We start from the raw sequence: 16240 nt of genomic DNA on the forward strand, positions 1-16240 counted from the left end.
CCTGCGAACACGCCCGCCGCCGCCCCGGCCACGCCGGCGCGCGACGACGACCCGGAGGCCGATCCACCGCTGTCCCCGCTCCGCCCGCGGGCGTCCTCTGCACTCATCGTGCTGGTGGTGCTGGCGGTCGGCTACACGATGTGGGCGGCGCAGGCGGTGATCCTGCCGATCCTGCTGGCGGTGTTCTTCGCCCTGATCGGCAACCCGATCATCCGCGCCCTGCAGCGCCTCTTCATCCCGCGGGCGCTGGGTGCGCTGCTGGTGCTTCTGGGCGGGCTGGCGGGCACTGCGGTGCTGGCCAACCAGCTCATCGAACCGGCCGCCGAATGGGCCCGCCAGGTACCGCGAGAACTGCGCGAATTCGCCCCGCGCCTGCGCGAGATGACCAAGCCGATGCAGGCTGCCAACGAAGCGGCGGCCGACATCGCGCGCGCGGCCGATGGCGACCAGGCGGAACCGGTGCAGGTGGTGCGCACCGAGGTCAACGAACCGTTGAAGAAGCTCACCGCCACCCCGCGCATGCTCGCCGCGGTGCTGGCGGTGATCCTGCTGACGTTCTTCTTCATGGTTTACGGCGAGAACCTGCAGCGCAACGCGTTGTCACTGCTGCCGACCCGCCAGCAGAAACGGGTGACGGTGGACATCCTGCATTCGATCGAGCGCGAGATCTCGCGCTACGTGCTGACCATCACCTTCATCAACTTCACCGTCGGCATGGCCCTGGCGGGGATCCTGTTCCTGCTCGACGTGCCGCTGGCCGAGGCGCTGCTGTGGGGCACGATGGCGGCGGTGCTGAACTACGCGCCGTACGTGGGCCCGATGATCGGCATCATCATCATGCTGCTGATGGGCTTCGTCGCCTTCGACGATCCGTGGGAGTCGCTGCTGCCCGCCGGCATCTACCTCGGCCTGCACACCCTCGAAGGCCAGATGATCACGCCGATCGTGCTCGGGCGGCAGATGCGGCTGTCGCCGCTGGTACTGATCCTGGCGCTGATGCTGTTCGGGTGGCTGTGGGGAATCATCGGCCTGCTGCTGGCGGTGCCTCTGCTGGTCTGCCTGAAGATCGTGTTCGACCGGATCGAAGGCATGGAGGGTTGGGCGCGGCTGTTCGAGTAGCGCCTCGCATGGCCTACCACCACGGCCCTCCGGCGTAGAATGGCGCGGTGCACTTTTTCCCCGTACGCGCGATAACGCTCGACCTGGACGACACCGTGTGGCCCATCGCACCGGCCATCGACCGGGCCGAGGACGCGCTGGACGCCTGGTTGCAGCGCCATGCCCCGCGGGCGGCCGCGCGCTGGCCGCTGGCGGCGCGGCGCAGGCTGCGCCAGCAGTGCGACCTCGAGCGTCCGCACCGCGCCCACGACATGACCGCGCAGCGGCGCTGGATGATCGAGCGGATGCTCGCCGAGGCCGGTGAGGACGTCGCGCTGGGTTCGTCCGCCTACGACGCCTACTTCGCCGCTCGCTGCGAGGTGGAACACTACGACGACAGCGTGCCCTCGCTCGAGCGCATGGCCGCACGGCTGCCGCTGGCGGCGCTCAGCAACGGCAATGCCTGCCTGCGCACGATCGGCCTCATGCACCTGTTCCGCTTCCAGCTGGGCGCCGGCGAGCACGGCGCGGGCAAGCCCGAACCGGGCATCTTCCACGCCGCGTGCGCGCGGCTGGGCCACGACCCCGGCGTGGTGCTGCATGTCGGCGACGACGTTCGCACCGACATCGAAGGTGCCCAACGCGCCGGCCTGCGCACCGTCTGGATCAACCGCGAGGGGGCAACGTGGCCACGCCGCATGCCGCCCCCCGACCTTGAATTCACCACCCTGACCGCGTTGGCCGACTGGCTCGACGCGGCCCTCCACCCGGAGTCGATGTCCGCATGAACCTGCCCGCCGGATTTGCCGCGCCCTCTGCCGATGCCACCCCCCTGCCGCTGCACGTGGTGGACCGCGCCGGCCTTGCCGACTGGCGTGCGGGCCAGCCGGCACCGGTGGGCGCGTGGCTGGACGCGCACGGCTTCGATGGTGCCCCCGGCACCGCGGCGCTGCTGCCGGGCGCCGAGGGCGCGGCGGGCGCGGTCATCGGCGTCGGCGACCGGCTCGACCCCTTCAGCTACGCCCACGCGCCGCTGGCGCTGCCGCCGCACACGTTCCGCCTGGCGGGTAACCACGACGCCGATGCGCTGGTGGCGTTGCGGGTCGGCTGGGGTCTCGGGGCGTACCGCTTCTCGCGGTACCGGCAACCGCCTCGGCAGCCGGCGTCGCTCGAGGTCGACAACGCGGCAGTGGCGCTCGACGCGCTGGCCGCGTGCCTGCGCGTGCGCGACCTGGTCAACACGCCGACCGAGCACATGGGCCCGGACCAGCTCGAACAGGTCGCCTGCGAGATCGCCGAGCGCCACGGCGCCGCGATCGAGGTCATCAGCGGCGACGACCTGCTTGAGCGCAACTTCCCGGCCATCCACGCGGTCGGGCGTGCGAGCCACCGCGCCCCGCGCCTGATCTGCCTGCGCTGGGGCGACGCGTCGCACCCGCACGTGGCACTGGTCGGCAAGGGCGTGTGCTTCGACACCGGCGGCCTGGACCTCAAGCCGGCCGACGGCATGCGCAACATGAAGAAGGACATGGGCGGCGCCGCGCACGCGATCGCGCTGGCCGAATGGGTGATGGCGCGCAAGCTGCCGTTGCGGATCACCCTGCTGGTGCCGGCGGTGGAGAACGCAGTCGGCCCGAATGCATTCCGTCCGGGCGAGGTCATCGCAACGCGCGCCGGCCTCAGCGTGGAAATCGACAACACCGACGCCGAAGGCCGCGTCGTGCTGTGCGATGCGCTGGCCTACGCCGGCGAGCAGTCGCCGGAACTGCTGCTCGACTTCGCCACGCTGACGGGCGCGGCGCGGATCGCGCTCGGCCCCGACCTGCCCGCGCTCTACAGCAACGACGACGCGCTGGCCGCCGACTGGCTCGAGGCGGGCCAGCAGCAACGCGACCCGCTCTGGCGCATGCCCTTGTGGCGGCCGTACTGGCGCTACCTCACCAGCGGCATCGCCGACATCGCCAATGGCGGTCCGAGCCGGATGGGCGGCAGCATCACCGCCGCGCTGTACCTGGAGCGCTTTGTCCCGGCCACGCAGAAGTGGGCGCACCTGGACGTCTACAGCTGGAACGACGCCGACCGCCCCGGACGGCCGGCCGGCGGCGAGGCGCAGGGGCTGCGCGCGGCGTTCGCGATGTTGCAGGCGCGCGCCGGGCGCTGATCACCGGCACCGCCGCGCCGGTCACGCCCTTGTAGGAGCGGCGTAAGCCGCGATCGGAAGCCGGGTCCCGCGCCAGGCAACCATCGCAGCTGACGCCGCTCCTACAGTCCCGGAACCCTTTCCGCTTTTGCCTCCCTAGATCGCGAGTCCGCCCCCCTGCTTGACAACTCTATTTTTCAGAGTACTTTCCAATCCACATTCCCCGGACTCCACTGCCATGACCACCAACGACAACCTCCGTCAGGACCTGGCCTTCGTCGCCAGCGCAGTGCGCCGCCACGAGCGCGCGGCCGGCGTCCCCTCGATCTACTTCCTGTGGGCGGTGATCGTCGCCGTCGGCTTCGCCCTGCCCGACTTCGCGCCGCACCTGGCCGCGCCGTTCTGGGTGGTGTGCGGCATCGGCGGCGGGCTCGCCAGCATGTGGCTGGGGGCACGCGACAGCCGGCGCCACGGCACGATGGACCGGGAGCGTGGCCGTCGCCACGGGCTGCACTGGCTGGTGGCCGGCGTGGGCTTCCTGCTGTGCTGGCTGCCGGTGCTGCGCGGCAGCCCGATCGAGACCGCGGTCGGCAACTTCCTGCTGGTGGCCGGGCTGGCCTACGCGTTCGCCGGTGTCCACCTGGAGCGGCCGCTGCTGTGGAGCGGGCTGCTGATGCTTGCCGCGTTCGTGGTCCTGAACCTGTTCGCGCTGCCCTACACCTGGACCGGGACCGGCGTCGTGATTGGCCTGGCGCTGGCGTGGGCGGGCCATGCCGGGCGCCGCGACCGGCTGCCGGCCACGCAGGGATGAAAGCGCTCGATGGCCTTGATCCCGTCTTCGAACACCGCGCGCGCCTCGCGATTGGCGTGCTGCTCGCCCGCCACGACGAGATCAGCTTCGCCCGGTTCAAGCAGCAGCTGGAACTGACCGACGGCAACCTCGGTGCGCAGCTGCGCAAACTGGAGGATGCCGGCTGCATCGAACTGCGCCGCGACTTCGTCGACCGCAAGCCGGTGACCTGGTACCGGCTTACAGACGAAGGACGCAAGGCACTGGAGCGCCACCTGGCGGCGCTGCAGGCACTGATCGCAACGGCCGAGGGCTGAGATGGCGACGATCGTCCCGGCATCGTTACTGACCTTTGGCAGGTTGGATCGGCCCGGGTACGGGGTCACACTCGACGCTTCGTGACGTCAGGGATGCACATGAACGATTCGGCCGACCTGCTCAAGGCACTCAAGATCGACCGCAATGCGCCCGCTCCCCGGGAGCCGCGACGGGCCCTGCTGTATGGCGCGGCCGTTGCCGCGGTGGTGCTGCTGGCGGTGCTGGTCGGCTGGCTGGTGTTCGGCGGTCGCGGCGGGCCGGAAGTGCGCACCGCCACGGTGGTGGCGATCGGCAGCGGCAATGCACCGGCGTCCGTGCTCGATGCGACCGGCTACGTGGTCGCGCGGCGGATGGCGACCGTCTCGGCCAAGGTGACCGGCAAGGTGCGCGAGGTGCTGATCGAGGAAGGCCAGCGGGTTGCCGCCGGCGAGGTGATGGCCACGCTCGATCCGGTCGATGCGGTGGCCGGTCGCGACCTGGCCGCCGCGCAACTGTCGGCCGCCCGCAGCCAGGTCGCCGGCGCCCAGGCCCGGTTCGAGGAAGCCGAGGCCAGCGCGCGCCGGCTGCAGGGCCTGGTCGCCCAGCAACTGGTGTCGCAGGCGCAGTACGACCAGACCGTGGCCGAGCGCGACGCCCTGCGCGCGAACCTGGTCACCGCGCGTCGCAATGTCGAGGTCGCCGCCGACCAGCTGGCGATCGCCGACAACAGTGTCGACAACACCGTCGTGCGCGCGCCGTTTGCCGGCGTGGTGATCGCCAAGGCCGCGCAGCCGGGCGAGATGATCTCCCCGCTGTCGGCGGGCGGCGGTTTCACCCGCACCGGCATCGGCACGATCGTCGACATGGATTCGCTCGAGGTCGAGGTCGACGTCGGCGAGTCCTACATCGGTCGGGTCAAGCCGGAGATGCCGGTCGAGGCCACGCTCAACGCCTACCCCGACTGGCAGATCCCCGGCGAGGTCATCGCGATCATCCCCACCGCCGACCGCGGCAAGGCCACGGTCAAGGTGCGCATCGCCCTGCATGCCAAGGACGAGCGCATCGTCCCCGACATGGGCGTGCGCGTGAGCTTCCTGGAAACCGCGCGGCCGGCGTCGGCCGAGGAAGTGCCGCGAGGGGTACTGGTGCCGGCCGCCGCGATCGTGAAGCGCGACGGCAGCGACGTTGCCTTCACCGTGGTCGACACCGACGACGAAGGCGGCACGGTCGAGCAACGCACGCTTGAACTCGGGCGCACGCTCGGCGACGACCGCGAGGTCACCTCCGGGCTGGCCGGCGGAGAGAAGGTCGTGCTCGAACCTGCCGCTGATCTCCAGGACGGCACCCGCGTGCGCCTGGCGCAACCCGCCACGGACTGATCGCATTCCCGCCACCGGCACATGCGCCGCGACGGCATGACACCCACTCCAAACAAGGACGCCACCATGTCTCTGGTCTCGATCCGCAACCTCACCAAGAGCTACCAGCGCGGGCCTGAAACGGTCGAGGTGCTGCACGGCATCGACCTGGAGATTCCCGAGGGCGACTTCGTCGCGCTGATGGGACCGTCGGGTTCGGGCAAGACCACCCTGCTCAACCTCATCGGCGGGCTGGACTCGCCCAGCGGCGGCGAGATCGAGATCAACGGCCAGCGCATCGACACGATGGGTTCGGGCCAGCTCTCCAACTGGCGCAGCGACCACGTCGGGTTCGTGTTCCAGTTCTACAACCTGATGCCGACCCTCAACGCGCAGAAGAACGTCGAGCTGCCCCTGCTGCTGACCCGGTTGTCGGCCGCGCAGCGCAAGCGCAACGCCGAGATCGCGCTGAAGCTGGTCGGGCTGGAGGAGCGCGGCAAACACCGGCCCAACGAACTCTCCGGCGGCCAGCAGCAGCGCGTTGCGATCGCCCGCGCGATCGTCTCCGATCCGACCCTGCTGATCTGCGACGAGCCCACCGGCGACCTCGACCGGCAATCGGCCGAGGAGATCCTGGCGCTGCTGCAGTCGCTCAACCGCGACCACGGCAAGACCATCGTCATGGTGACCCACGACCCGAAGGCCGCCGACCACGCACGCCGCACCATCCACCTCGACAAGGGCAGCCTGGTCGAAGGCGAGCTGGCCGCCGCGCACTGATGCGCGCCGCTTCCGAAGGAGCCGGGACATGAAATACCTGCACCTGATCTGGGCCGCGCTGTTCCGCAGCAAGACCCGCACGTTGCTGACGCTGTTGTCGGTGGTGGCCGCATTCCTGCTGTTCGGCATGCTCGACTCGGTCCGCGTCGCCTTCAATGCCGGTGGCAGCGTGGCCGGCGCCGACCGCCTGGTGGTCGCCTCGCGCCTGTCGATCACGCAGACCCTGCCCTCGCGGCTGACCGCGCAGATCGCGTCGGTGCCCGGGGTGGAGAAGGTGGTCTACGCGAACTGGTTCGGCGGCATCTACCGCGACCCGAAGAACTTCTTCCCCAACTTCGCGGTGGGTCCGGACTATTTCGAGCTGTACCCCGAGTACACCATCCCGGCCGACCAGCTGGAGGCCTTCAAGGCCGACCGCACCGGCGCGATCGTCGGCGCGGCGCTGGCCGAGCGCCACGGCTGGAAGGTCGGCGACACCATCCCGCTGCAGGCGACGATCTTCCCCAAGGACGGCAGCAACGATTGGAGCTTCACCCTGCGCGGCATCTTCGAGCTGGCCGACGACAAGCGCCAGGGCGAGGAGAACCAGCTGATGTTCCACTGGGACTACTTCAACGAGGCCAACGACTACATCACCGACGAGATCGGCTGGTACATGGTCAAGCTGACGGACATCGACCAGGCCTCGCAGGTGGCACGCGCGATCGACGCGATCTCGGCCAACTCCGACCACGAGACCAAGACCCAGACCGAGCAGGCGTTCAACCAGGCCTTCATCAAGCAGTTCGCCGACATCGGGCTGATCGTCAGCGCGATCATGGGCGCGGTGTTCTTCACCCTGCTGCTGCTGACCGGCAACACCATGGCGCAGGCGGTGCGTGAACGGATCCCCGAACTGGCCGTACTCAAGACCATCGGCTTCAGCAGCCGCAGCGTGCTGATGCTGGTGCTGGCCGAGTCGGTGCTGCTGGTGCTGCTGGGCGGGCTGGTGGGGCTGGCGATCGCGGCCGCGTTGATGCCAGCGGTGAGCGCGGCCAGCGGCGGCATCGTGCAGTTGCCGACGGTACAGACGCAGACATGGCTCGTCGGGTTGGGACTGATGCTTGCGATCGGGCTGGTGGTCGGGCTGCTGCCGGCACTGCGCGCGATGCGCCTGAACATCGTCGATGCGCTGGCCGGGCGCTAAGCGCGACACACACAGGATGAGGATCCGGATATGAAGCGTTCTGCAAAGTGGCTCGGCAATCTCGGCGTCCTGGTCGCCCTCGCGGCCGGGCTGGTGGTCTGGATCATGCTGCCCCGGTGGGGCGTGCTGGCCGTGGCGGTGCTGCTGGGGCTGTGGCTTGTGCTGACCCGCAGCGGGCGGCTGGCGCTGGCGGCGACGCGCGTCGGGATCGCGAGCCTGCCGCAGCGATGGGGTGCCTCGTCGGTGATCATCGTCGGCATCGCCGGCGTGGTCGGCGTGCTGGTGGCAATGCTGGCGATGGGCGAGGGCTTTGCCGAGACACTCAACCGCACCGGCGACGACGACACCGCGATCATCCTGCGCGGCGGTTCACAGGCCGAGACCAACTCGGTCATCAGCCGCGACCAGGTGCCGCTGGTGTCCTCGCTGCCGGGCATCGCCCAGGGCAGCGACGGCCGGCCGCTGCTGTCGCCGGAGCTGTCGCAGGTGATCAGCCTGCCCAGCGCGTCCGACGGCAGCGACGTCAATGCGCAGTTGCGCGGCGTCGGGCCAAAGGCCTGGGAGATCCGGCCGCAGGTCCAGCTGGTCGAGGGCCGCCGGTTCGAACCGGGCCTGCGCGAGCTGATCGTCGGCGACGGCGCGCACCAGCAGTTCAGCGGGCTCGACGTCGGTAACACCATCACGATCGGCAACCAGACGTGGACTGTTGTGGGCCGCTTCGAAAGCGGCGACTCGCACGAGTCCGAGCTGTGGGCCGATGCCGAGATCGTCGCCAGCACCTACAACCGGCCGGCGTACCAGTCGATCACCGCGCGCCTGGCCGGCGGCGGCATGCAGGCACTCAAGGCGGCCATGGCGGCCGACCCGCGGCTCAAGCTCGATATCGAGACCACGCGCAGCTACTACTCCAAGCAGTCCGAAGGGTTGACCAAGCTGATCAAGGTGCTCGGCACGGTCATCGGCGCGATCATGGCGATCGGCGCGGTGTTCGGCGCGCTCAACACGATGTACGCGGCGGTCGCCGGACGGGCGCGCGAGATCGCGACAATGCGCGCGATCGGCTTCCGCGGCCTGCCGGTAGTGGTGGCGGTGATGCTGGAGACGATGCTGCTCGCGCTGCTCGGCGGCATCCTCGGCGCGGCGCTGGCGTGGCTGGTGTTCAACGGCTACACCGTGTCCACCCTGGGCAGCAACTTCAGCCAGGTGGTGTTCTCGTTCCGGGTCTCACCCGAGCTGCTGTGGAGCGGCCTGAAGTGGGCGCTCGGCATCGGCCTGGTGGGCGGCCTGTTCCCGGCCCTGCGGGCGGCGCGGCTGCCGGTGACGACGGCACTGCGGGCGGCATAGCGCTCGCGGCAACGGCGCTGCCCGATTGCCGTAGGAGCGACGTAAGTCGCGACCGCGCAGCCAATCGGACAGGGATCGACGGGTCAGTGGTTCGCGACTTACGTCGCTCCTACCGGCGCGCGGTTGACGGCACGCGGTTGACGGCACGCGATTGACGGCACGCGGTGACGGCACGCGGATAGACAACGGGCGCCCTGGGGCGCCCGTGTCGTGTCCGTGCCTGCGGGACTTCAGTCCGCCCAGTGCCCCGCGCTGGCCGAGCCCGGCAACACCGCCGCGGACAGCTGCGCGTCGTTGCTCAGCAGCCAGACGGCGTCGGCGAGGATGGCGGCGGACTCGCGCAGCAGCGGGTCGGGACGGTCTTCTGCAGCCTTCTGGCGGGCAGTGTCCTCGACGATGTCGCGCTCGTTGGCGGTCAGGCCATCGTCGAGCTGGGCGGCCGCCAGCGGGTCGAGGGCGAGGCCCAGCTCCTTGCGGATTTCCTGTCGCTCCTTGCGGCGCGCCTCGTTGGCGTCGCGCTCGGCGCGGCGCTCGGCCTCGTTGAGCGAGATCGAGGTCTCGGCCGCCTCGGTGCGGTAGCGCTCGACATCTTCCTTCCACCACTGGAACTCGCGGTTGTCGGCCACGCGCTTGCTGTGCAGCGCCTCGAGCTGCGGCACGAGCGGGGCGAAGTTGCCGTAGCGGATGTGCGGCACCTCGGCGATCTTGGTCCACGGCAACGCGTTGTCGTAGGTGCTCTCGCCGTACTCGGTCGCATCGACCGACGCCGGGAAGTTGATGTCGGGCACCACGCCCTTGTTCTGGGTCGAGCCGCCACTGACGCGGAAGAACTGGGCGATCGTCAGCTTGACCTGGCCGAAGCGTTCCTCCTCGTTGGCCGGCCAGCGGTCGAGGTCGACCAGGTTCTGCACCGTGCCCTTGCCGAAGGTGGTCTCGCCGATGACCAGGCCGCGGCCGTAGTCCTGGATCGCGCCGGCGAAGATTTCCGACGCCGACGCCGAGCCACGGTTGACCAGCACCGCCAGCGGGCCATCCCATGCCACGCCGCCGTCGCGGTCGCCTTCCACGCTGACCCGGCCACCGGACTCGCGCACCTGCACCACCGGGCCCTGGTCGATGAACAGGCCGGTCAGCTCGATCGCCTCGGTCAGCGAGCCGCCGCCGTTGTTGCGCAGGTCGAGTACCACGCCATCGACATCCTGGGTCTGCAGCTCGCGCAGCAGCTTGCCGACGTCGCGGGTGGCCGAGGCGTAGTCGTCGCGGTTGAGGCGGCGGCCTTCGAAATCCTGGTAGAAGCCGGGCAGCTCGATCACCCCGATGCGCTGGTCGGGCGCGTCGGACTGGCCGGGAATGGTCAGCACCTCGGCCTTGGCGGCCTGGTCCTCGAGCCGGACCTCGTCGCGGGTGATCACCACGCGGGCCGGCTTGCTGTCCAGGCCGGCGCCGGCCGGGATCATGTCCAGCCGCACCTGCGAGCCCTTCGGCCCGCGGATCTTCTCGACCACGTTGTCCAAGCGCCAGCCGATCACGTCGACCATCGGCCCGCTCTCGCCCTGGCCGACCGCGGTGATGCGATCGCCCGGGGCGAGGATGCCGGTCTTGTCGGCGGGGCCGCCGGCGACGATCTCGCGGATCGCGACCACGTCATCCTGCTTCTGCAGCACCGCGCCGATACCTTCAAGCGACAGCGACATGGACAGGTTGAAGTTTTCGGCCGAGCGCGGGGTGAAGTAGTCGGTGTGTGGATCGATCGCGCCGGCGTAGCTGTTGAGGAAGGTCTGGAACACGTCCTGGCCTTCCAGCTCGGAGACGTTCTCGGCGAGGTTGGCGTAGCGCTTGTCGAGGGTCTCGCGGATGCTGTCGGCCTCCTTGCCGGCCAGCTTCAGGCGCAGCCAGTCATTGCGGACCGACTGCTTCCACAGCGCGTCGAGCGCGTCGGCATCGGCCACCCACTCCGCATCCTCGCGGTCGTAGTGGAAGCGGTCGTCACCGGTGAAGTCGAAGATGTCCTGCTTGAGCAGGCTGCGGGCGTATTCGACGCGCTCGTCGACGCGCTGCCGGTAGGTCGCGAAGATCGCATAAGCCGGCTCCAGCTCGCCACTCTTGATGGCGTCGTCGAGCAGCGTCTCGTAGCGGTCGAAGCGGGCGATGTCGGCCGCGGTGAAGAACTGCTTGCCGCCGTCGAGCGCCTCCAGGTAACGCTGGTACATGTCCGCCGACAGCGCATCATCCAGCGGCTGCGGCCGGTACGCGTAGCGGCTGTCCGACAGCAGGCCGTAGACCAGCTTGGCGGCGGTGGCCTGGTACTCGGTCGGACCGGTCGGCAACGCAGCGGACGTGCCCGCCGGGCGCACGGACGGCTCGGCCGGCGTGGACAGCGTCGCCGGCGGCGCCTGCGTGCCGGCGTCGACGGGGACAGGCAGCGCGGCGTTGTCGGCGCGCGCCAGCAGGGCCAGCGGCGCGGTGAGCAGGAGGGCGAACAGGGGGGTCTTGGCGATCATGGGGTACTTCGCGGAGGTGTTCGCGGGCGCCGGCGGTGGCGACCACTGGGGACGAGCCGTAGTCAGGGTTGCAGCAAGCTCGGACCACCCGACAGTGCCTAAAGTTGCAGTCACTGTCACGTCGGCGGCGCACAAAGCGGGGCTCAGGCGTGCCCGCGCCACCATTGCGGTTCAGCTTGGGCTCCTGCCCGGAACAGATCGCGTCGGAAGCCGCGCGGCACCGCAGTGCCCCGCCGGCTTCCGGCGCACCCCCATCACACCACTGTCGACGCGAAGACCGCGGCAACGCGGCCACCCGGGGACTTGACCGGGACCGGGACCGGGACCGGGACCGGAGTGTCAGGCCGGGACCGCCAGCCCGGCTTCCTTCGCCGAGCGGTCGGCGTGGTAGGACGAGCGCACCATCGGCCCGGAAGCGACATGGGTGAAGCCCAGCGCCATGCCGAACTCCTCGAAGTGCCGGTACTCGTCGGGCGTCCAGTAGCGCATCACCGGGTGGTGGTGCGGGCTGGGCTGCAGGTACTGGCCGATCGTGATCATGTCGACGTCGTGGGCGCGCAGGTCGCGCAGGGTGTCCTCCACCTGCTCCCGGGTCTCGCCGAGGCCGAGCATGATCCCGGACTTGGTGGTGACGTCCGGGTGCTGCGCCTTGAACTTGCGCAGCAGGGTCAGCGACCACTGGTAGTCCGCGCCCGGCCGGACGTTGCGGTACAGGTGCGGCACGGTTTCGAGGTTGTGGTTGAACACGTCCGGCGGGTTGGTCGCCAGGATCTCCAGCGCGCGCTCCATCCGGCCCTTGCCGCGGAAGTCCGGGGTCAGGATCTCGATCTTCGTGCCCGGGCTCTGCCGGCGGATGGCGGCGATGCAGTCGACGAAATGCTGGGCCCCGCCATCACGCAGGTCGTCGCGGTCGACGCTGGTCACCACCACGTAGCGCAGGCCCATGTCGGTGACGGTTTCGGCCAGCCGGCGCGGCTCGTCCGCGTCCGGCGGCTTGGGCCGGCCGTGGGCGACGTCGCAGAAGCTGCAGCGGCGGGTGCAGACCTCGCCGAGGATCATGAACGTGGCGGTGCCGTGGCTGAAGCACTCGTGGATGTTCGGGCAGCTGGCGTCTTCGCACACCGTGACCAGGCGGTTCTCGCGCAGCTTGGCCTTGAGCTTCTGGACCGCGTTGCCGGACGGGATGCGGACCCGGATCCACGAAGGCTTGCGCAGCACTGGCGCATCGGCGAACTGCACCGGCGAGCGGTTGATCTTGTCGCCGGCAACCTGCTTCACGCCTGGCACGAGTGGAGCCGGCTGGACCGGGACGGGCGCATCGCCGCTGACAACCGCGAGCGGGATGGTCTTGGTGGCGGTGTCGGTCATGGTCATCCGGTTCGCCCGGGGTGGCGACCCGGGCCTTGGCTATCAGGGCGTCGGCAGCACCGGTGGCGGCGCGGTTTCGACGGCCAGCCCGAACTGCGCGGCGAGGTGTCCGACCAGCGCGGGTTTGACCGCGTCGAGGCCCGACGGGCCGCCCAAGTCTACCATCGAGGTCACGGCCAGCCCGGCGTAGCCGCAGGGGTTGATCCGCTGGAACGGCGCCAGGTCCATGTCGATGTTGAAGGCCAGTCCGTGGAAGGTGCAACCGCGCCGCACGCGGATGCCGAGCGCGGCGATCTTGGCGCCGGCGACATAGACGCCCGGTGCACCGTCGCGCCGAACCGCCTCGATGTTCCAGTCGGCAAGGGTGTCGATGATCGCCTGCTCGATCCGGCAGACGTACTCGCGCACGCCGACCTTGAGCCGCTTCAGGTCGAGCAGCGGGTACAGCACCAGTTGGCCGAGACCGTGGTAGGTCACCTGGCCGCCGCGGTCGACGTGCAGCACCGGGATGTCGCCCGGCATGAGCACGTGCTCGGGCTTGCCCGCCTGGCCGAGGGTGAACACCGGTTCGTGCTCGACCAGCCACAGCTCGTCGGCGGTGTCGGCGCCGCGGGCATCGGTGAACGCCTGCATCGCACGCCAGACCGGCTCGTAGGGTTGCCGGCCGAGATCGCGGACCCGCGCGGCTGGCAGCGGGGTACGCCCGGCTTTGGAGGCTTCGGCCGATGCCGCCGAGCAGGCCGCTACAGCGTCCACTTCACTTCCGGGTGCCCGCGCAGTACCTCGTGCGCACGGTCGTACTGCTCGCGCGACTCGGCGCGAAACACGATGCGCACCGAGACGTAACGACCGTTGGAGGAGTGCTTCCAGTCGACCTGCTCGGTCACGACCTCGATCCCGGCATCGAGCAGCAGGGTCGGGAGCGCGGTTTCGAGGTCCCGGGCGGCCGGGCCCATCGCGCTCAACTGGAACTCGCCGGGGAACTGGAAGCCGTGTTCAGGGTTGTCGGAGCGGATTTCCATTCCGCGATTATGGGAGCGGCGCCTCGGGAACCCAAGGGGACCGGTGGCAGCTTCCCGCGACTTCCTGCGTTTCATGGGTGAGCGCGGCCTGCAGCAGCAGGCCCTCCACCCATACGTTGCGGAAACCCACCATGAAACCAACCTCGTTGCTCGCCCTCTCCCTCGCCGCCCTCGTCGCCGCCCCGTTGCCGCTGCAGGCGCAGTCGCCGACCCGGCAGGCCGACATCCCGACCTGCTCGCGCAACCTCGGCACGCTGGCCGTGCTGGAGCCGGAGAACAACTGGTGGAGCGCGCACCGGCTCGGTGCGCCGTCGTCGCTCATCAAGGTGTTCGTCAACCGCTCCGGCTGCTTCACCCTGCTCGACCGGGGCAAGGGCATGGCGGCAATGCAGGCCGAGCGCGAGCTCGCGGCCGACGGCGACCTGCGGGTCGGCTCCAACCTCGGCAAGGGACAGGTCAAGGCGGCCGACTACGTGCTGGTGCCGGACCTGGTCTCGCAGAACTCCAATGCCGGCGGCAACCGCATCGGCGGCCTGCTGGGCGGGTTGATCGGCGACCGCAACGTCGGTGCGCTGGTCGGCGGGTTGAACATCAAGCGCAAGACCGCCGACGTCGTGCTGACCGTGACCGACGTGCGCTCGTCCGAGCAGCTGGCCATGACCGAAGGCCACGCGACCAAGACCGACCTGGGCTGGGGGGCGGGCGCCGGGGTGTTCAACGGGTTGCTGGGCGGTGCCGGCGCAACCGGCTACGCCAATACCGAGATCGGCCAGGTGATCACCCTCGCCTACCTGCAGGCCTACACCGACCTGGTTGGCCAGCTCGGTGGCATGCCGGCCAGCGCGTCCGCCGCGAACGTGCAGCAAGCGGTGCGCATGACCCGGCCGGGCCGGCTGCTGGCGCAGGCCGATGGCGGCGGCGCCGCGGTGCGCGACCTCGATGTCGGCATGATGCTGTACCCCACCGGCAACAAGCAGTCGATGATGTGGGAGGTCGAGGACGAGCTCGGCAACAAGGGCTGGGTGTCGTCGACGTTGTTTGAACTGGCGCGCTGAACTGGCGCGCTGAAACGACAAAGGCCGGCATCCGCCGGCCTTTGCTTCATGCGGTGACGCGTCGGCTCAGACCGATTCCCACCACATCCAGAACTCGTCCCACAGGCGCTTGAAGAAGCCGCCCTCCTCGACCGCGTTCAGTGCCACCAGCGGCCGCTGCGCGACCACCTTGTCGTCGAGCATCACCTTGACCGTGCCGATCTCCTGGCCCTTCGCAATCGGCGCGACCAGGGTCTTGGGCACGTCCATCATCGGCTTCAGGCGCTCGTAGCGGCCGCGCGGAATGGTCACCAGCAGCGGTTCGGCAACGCCCAGCTGCAGCCGGTCGGACGCACCCTTCCAGACCTTCTGGTCGGCCACCTGGGTGCCAGCGTCGTACAGCTTGTGGGTCTCGTAGAAGCGGAAGCCCCAGTTGAGCAGGGCCTGGCTGTCGTCCGCGCGCTGCTTCTCCGACGTGGAGCCCAGGACGACGGTGATCAGGCGCTGGTCGCCGCGCTCGGCCGAGGCCATCAGGCAGTAGCCCGCGCCGGAGGTGTGGCCGGTCTTGATGCCGTCCACGCTCTGGTCGCGCCACAGCAGCACGTTGCGGTTGGGCTGGGTGATCGGCCCGACCGTGAATTCGCGGATGCTGTTGTAGGAGTACGCCTTCGGGAAGTCGCGGATCAGCGCGCGCCCCAGCAGCGCGAGGTCGCGCGCGCTCGACACGTGGCCCTCGGCCGGCAGGCCGGTCGGGTTCACGAAGTGGCTGTTGCGCATGCCGATCCGCTCGGCGTACATGTTCATCAGCGCGGCGAACGCGTCGACGCTGCCGGCCACGTGCTGGGCCAGGGCGATCGCGGCATCGTTGCCGGACTGCACCACCATGCCCTTTTCCATCTGCACCAGCGGTGCGGTCTTGTTGACCTCGAAGCCGGAGTAGCTGCCATCGGTGCCGGCCCCGCCGGTGCGCCAGGCGTGCTCGGTCATCATCACCTGGTCGTCCTCGCTGACCTTGCCGCCGGCCATCTCGGCGGCGATCACGTAGCTGGTCATGACCTTGGTGATGCTGGCCGGCTCCAGCGGCTGGTCGATGTTCTCCCCGGCCAGCACGTTGCCGCTGGCCGCGTCCATCACGATCCAGGCGGTACCGGCCACTTCCGGCGGCGGCGGAACCGGCAGCGCATCGCTGGCGGGCGCCTGCGCGGCAGGCTTGGGCGCCGGCGCCGGCTGCTGCGCGAACGCCATGCCGACGGTGAAGGTGGTCAGCGCGGCCAGGCCGATCGCGCGAAGGACTGCGGGGACTTTCATCGTTCAACTACTCC

Annotated in this window: 15 protein-coding genes; 10 read left to right on the forward strand and 5 right to left on the reverse strand. The window is 69.8% G+C overall.

Annotated elements, in window-relative coordinates; all coding sequences use genetic code 11:
• Positions 1-69: 69 nt before the first annotated feature.
• The 9 genes from KOD61_RS11975 (at position 70) to KOD61_RS12015 (ending at position 8993) form a co-directional block, all read left to right on the forward strand.
• On the forward strand, positions 70-1119 hold the full coding sequence (locus KOD61_RS11975) for an AI-2E family transporter (RefSeq protein ID WP_251370721.1): 1050 nt from the start codon (positions 70-72) through the stop codon (positions 1117-1119).
• A 47-nt stretch (positions 1120-1166) separates the two neighbouring features.
• Positions 1167-1886, forward strand: a complete 720-nt coding sequence (locus tag KOD61_RS11980) for an HAD family hydrolase (RefSeq protein ID WP_215218886.1) — start codon at positions 1167-1169, stop codon at positions 1884-1886.
• On the forward strand, positions 1883-3259 hold the full coding sequence (locus tag KOD61_RS11985) for a leucyl aminopeptidase family protein (protein ID WP_215218887.1): 1377 nt from the start codon (positions 1883-1885) through the stop codon (positions 3257-3259). Before KOD61_RS11980 ends, KOD61_RS11985 begins: the two co-directional genes overlap by 4 nt.
• 217 nt (positions 3260-3476) lie before the next feature.
• Positions 3477-4049, forward strand: a complete 573-nt coding sequence (locus KOD61_RS11990; RefSeq protein WP_215218888.1) for a hypothetical protein — start codon at positions 3477-3479, stop codon at positions 4047-4049.
• The gene (locus KOD61_RS11995) at positions 4046-4345 is read left to right on the forward strand and encodes a winged helix-turn-helix domain-containing protein (RefSeq protein WP_215218889.1); all 300 of its coding nucleotides are present in this window, start codon (positions 4046-4048) and stop codon (positions 4343-4345) included. Before KOD61_RS11990 ends, KOD61_RS11995 begins: the two co-directional genes overlap by 4 nt.
• A 99-nt stretch (positions 4346-4444) precedes the next feature.
• Positions 4445-5704, forward strand: a complete 1260-nt coding sequence (locus tag KOD61_RS12000) for an efflux RND transporter periplasmic adaptor subunit (RefSeq protein WP_215218890.1) — start codon at positions 4445-4447, stop codon at positions 5702-5704.
• A gap of 66 nt (positions 5705-5770) precedes the next feature.
• Positions 5771-6463 carry an ABC transporter ATP-binding protein gene (locus KOD61_RS12005; RefSeq protein ID WP_215220402.1) on the forward strand — a complete coding sequence of 231 codons (693 nt, stop codon included), beginning with the start codon at positions 5771-5773 and terminating at the stop codon, positions 6461-6463.
• Between the two features lie 28 nt (positions 6464-6491).
• Positions 6492-7649: an ABC transporter permease gene (locus KOD61_RS12010; RefSeq protein ID WP_215218891.1), complete on the forward strand. Its 1158-nt coding sequence runs from the start codon at positions 6492-6494 to the stop codon at positions 7647-7649.
• 30 nt (positions 7650-7679) lie between these two features.
• Positions 7680-8993, forward strand: a complete 1314-nt coding sequence (locus tag KOD61_RS12015; RefSeq protein ID WP_215218892.1) for an ABC transporter permease — start codon at positions 7680-7682, stop codon at positions 8991-8993.
• A 230-nt stretch (positions 8994-9223) separates the two neighbouring features.
• On the opposite strand, the gene KOD61_RS12020 is transcribed toward KOD61_RS12015, so the two are convergent.
• The 4 genes from KOD61_RS12020 to KOD61_RS12035 form a co-directional block, all read right to left on the reverse strand.
• Positions 9224-11494, reverse strand: a complete 2271-nt coding sequence (locus KOD61_RS12020) for a carboxy terminal-processing peptidase (protein ID WP_215218893.1) — start codon at positions 11492-11494, stop codon at positions 9224-9226.
• A 339-nt stretch (positions 11495-11833) separates the two neighbouring features.
• Positions 11834-12862 carry a lipoyl synthase gene (gene lipA, locus KOD61_RS12025; RefSeq protein ID WP_215218894.1) on the reverse strand — a complete coding sequence of 343 codons (1029 nt, stop codon included), beginning with the start codon at positions 12860-12862 and terminating at the stop codon, positions 11834-11836.
• 42 nt (positions 12863-12904) lie between these two features.
• Positions 12905-13618: a lipoyl(octanoyl) transferase LipB gene (lipB, locus tag KOD61_RS12030; protein WP_215218895.1), complete on the reverse strand. Its 714-nt coding sequence runs from the start codon at positions 13616-13618 to the stop codon at positions 12905-12907.
• Positions 13606-13884 (reverse strand): DUF493 family protein, encoded by a 279-nt coding sequence (locus tag KOD61_RS12035; RefSeq protein ID WP_215218896.1) that lies wholly within the window; start codon positions 13882-13884, stop codon positions 13606-13608. The genes lipB and KOD61_RS12035 overlap by 13 nt, the downstream gene beginning before the upstream one ends.
• 131 nt (positions 13885-14015) lie before the next feature.
• On the opposite strand from KOD61_RS12035, the gene KOD61_RS12040 reads away from it, so the two are divergent.
• Positions 14016-14939, forward strand: a complete 924-nt coding sequence (locus KOD61_RS12040) for a CsgG/HfaB family protein (RefSeq protein ID WP_215218897.1) — start codon at positions 14016-14018, stop codon at positions 14937-14939.
• A 66-nt stretch (positions 14940-15005) separates the two neighbouring features.
• On the opposite strand, the gene KOD61_RS12045 is transcribed toward KOD61_RS12040, so the two are convergent.
• Positions 15006-16226, reverse strand: coding sequence for a D-alanyl-D-alanine carboxypeptidase family protein (locus KOD61_RS12045; RefSeq protein WP_215218898.1), 1221 nt, complete (start codon positions 16224-16226; stop codon positions 15006-15008).
• Between the last annotated feature and the right edge of the window lie 14 nt (positions 16227-16240).

Origin of the sequence: Lysobacter luteus, assembly GCF_907164845.1 — a bacterium.
GTDB lineage: Bacteria > Pseudomonadota > Gammaproteobacteria > Xanthomonadales > Xanthomonadaceae > Novilysobacter > Novilysobacter luteus.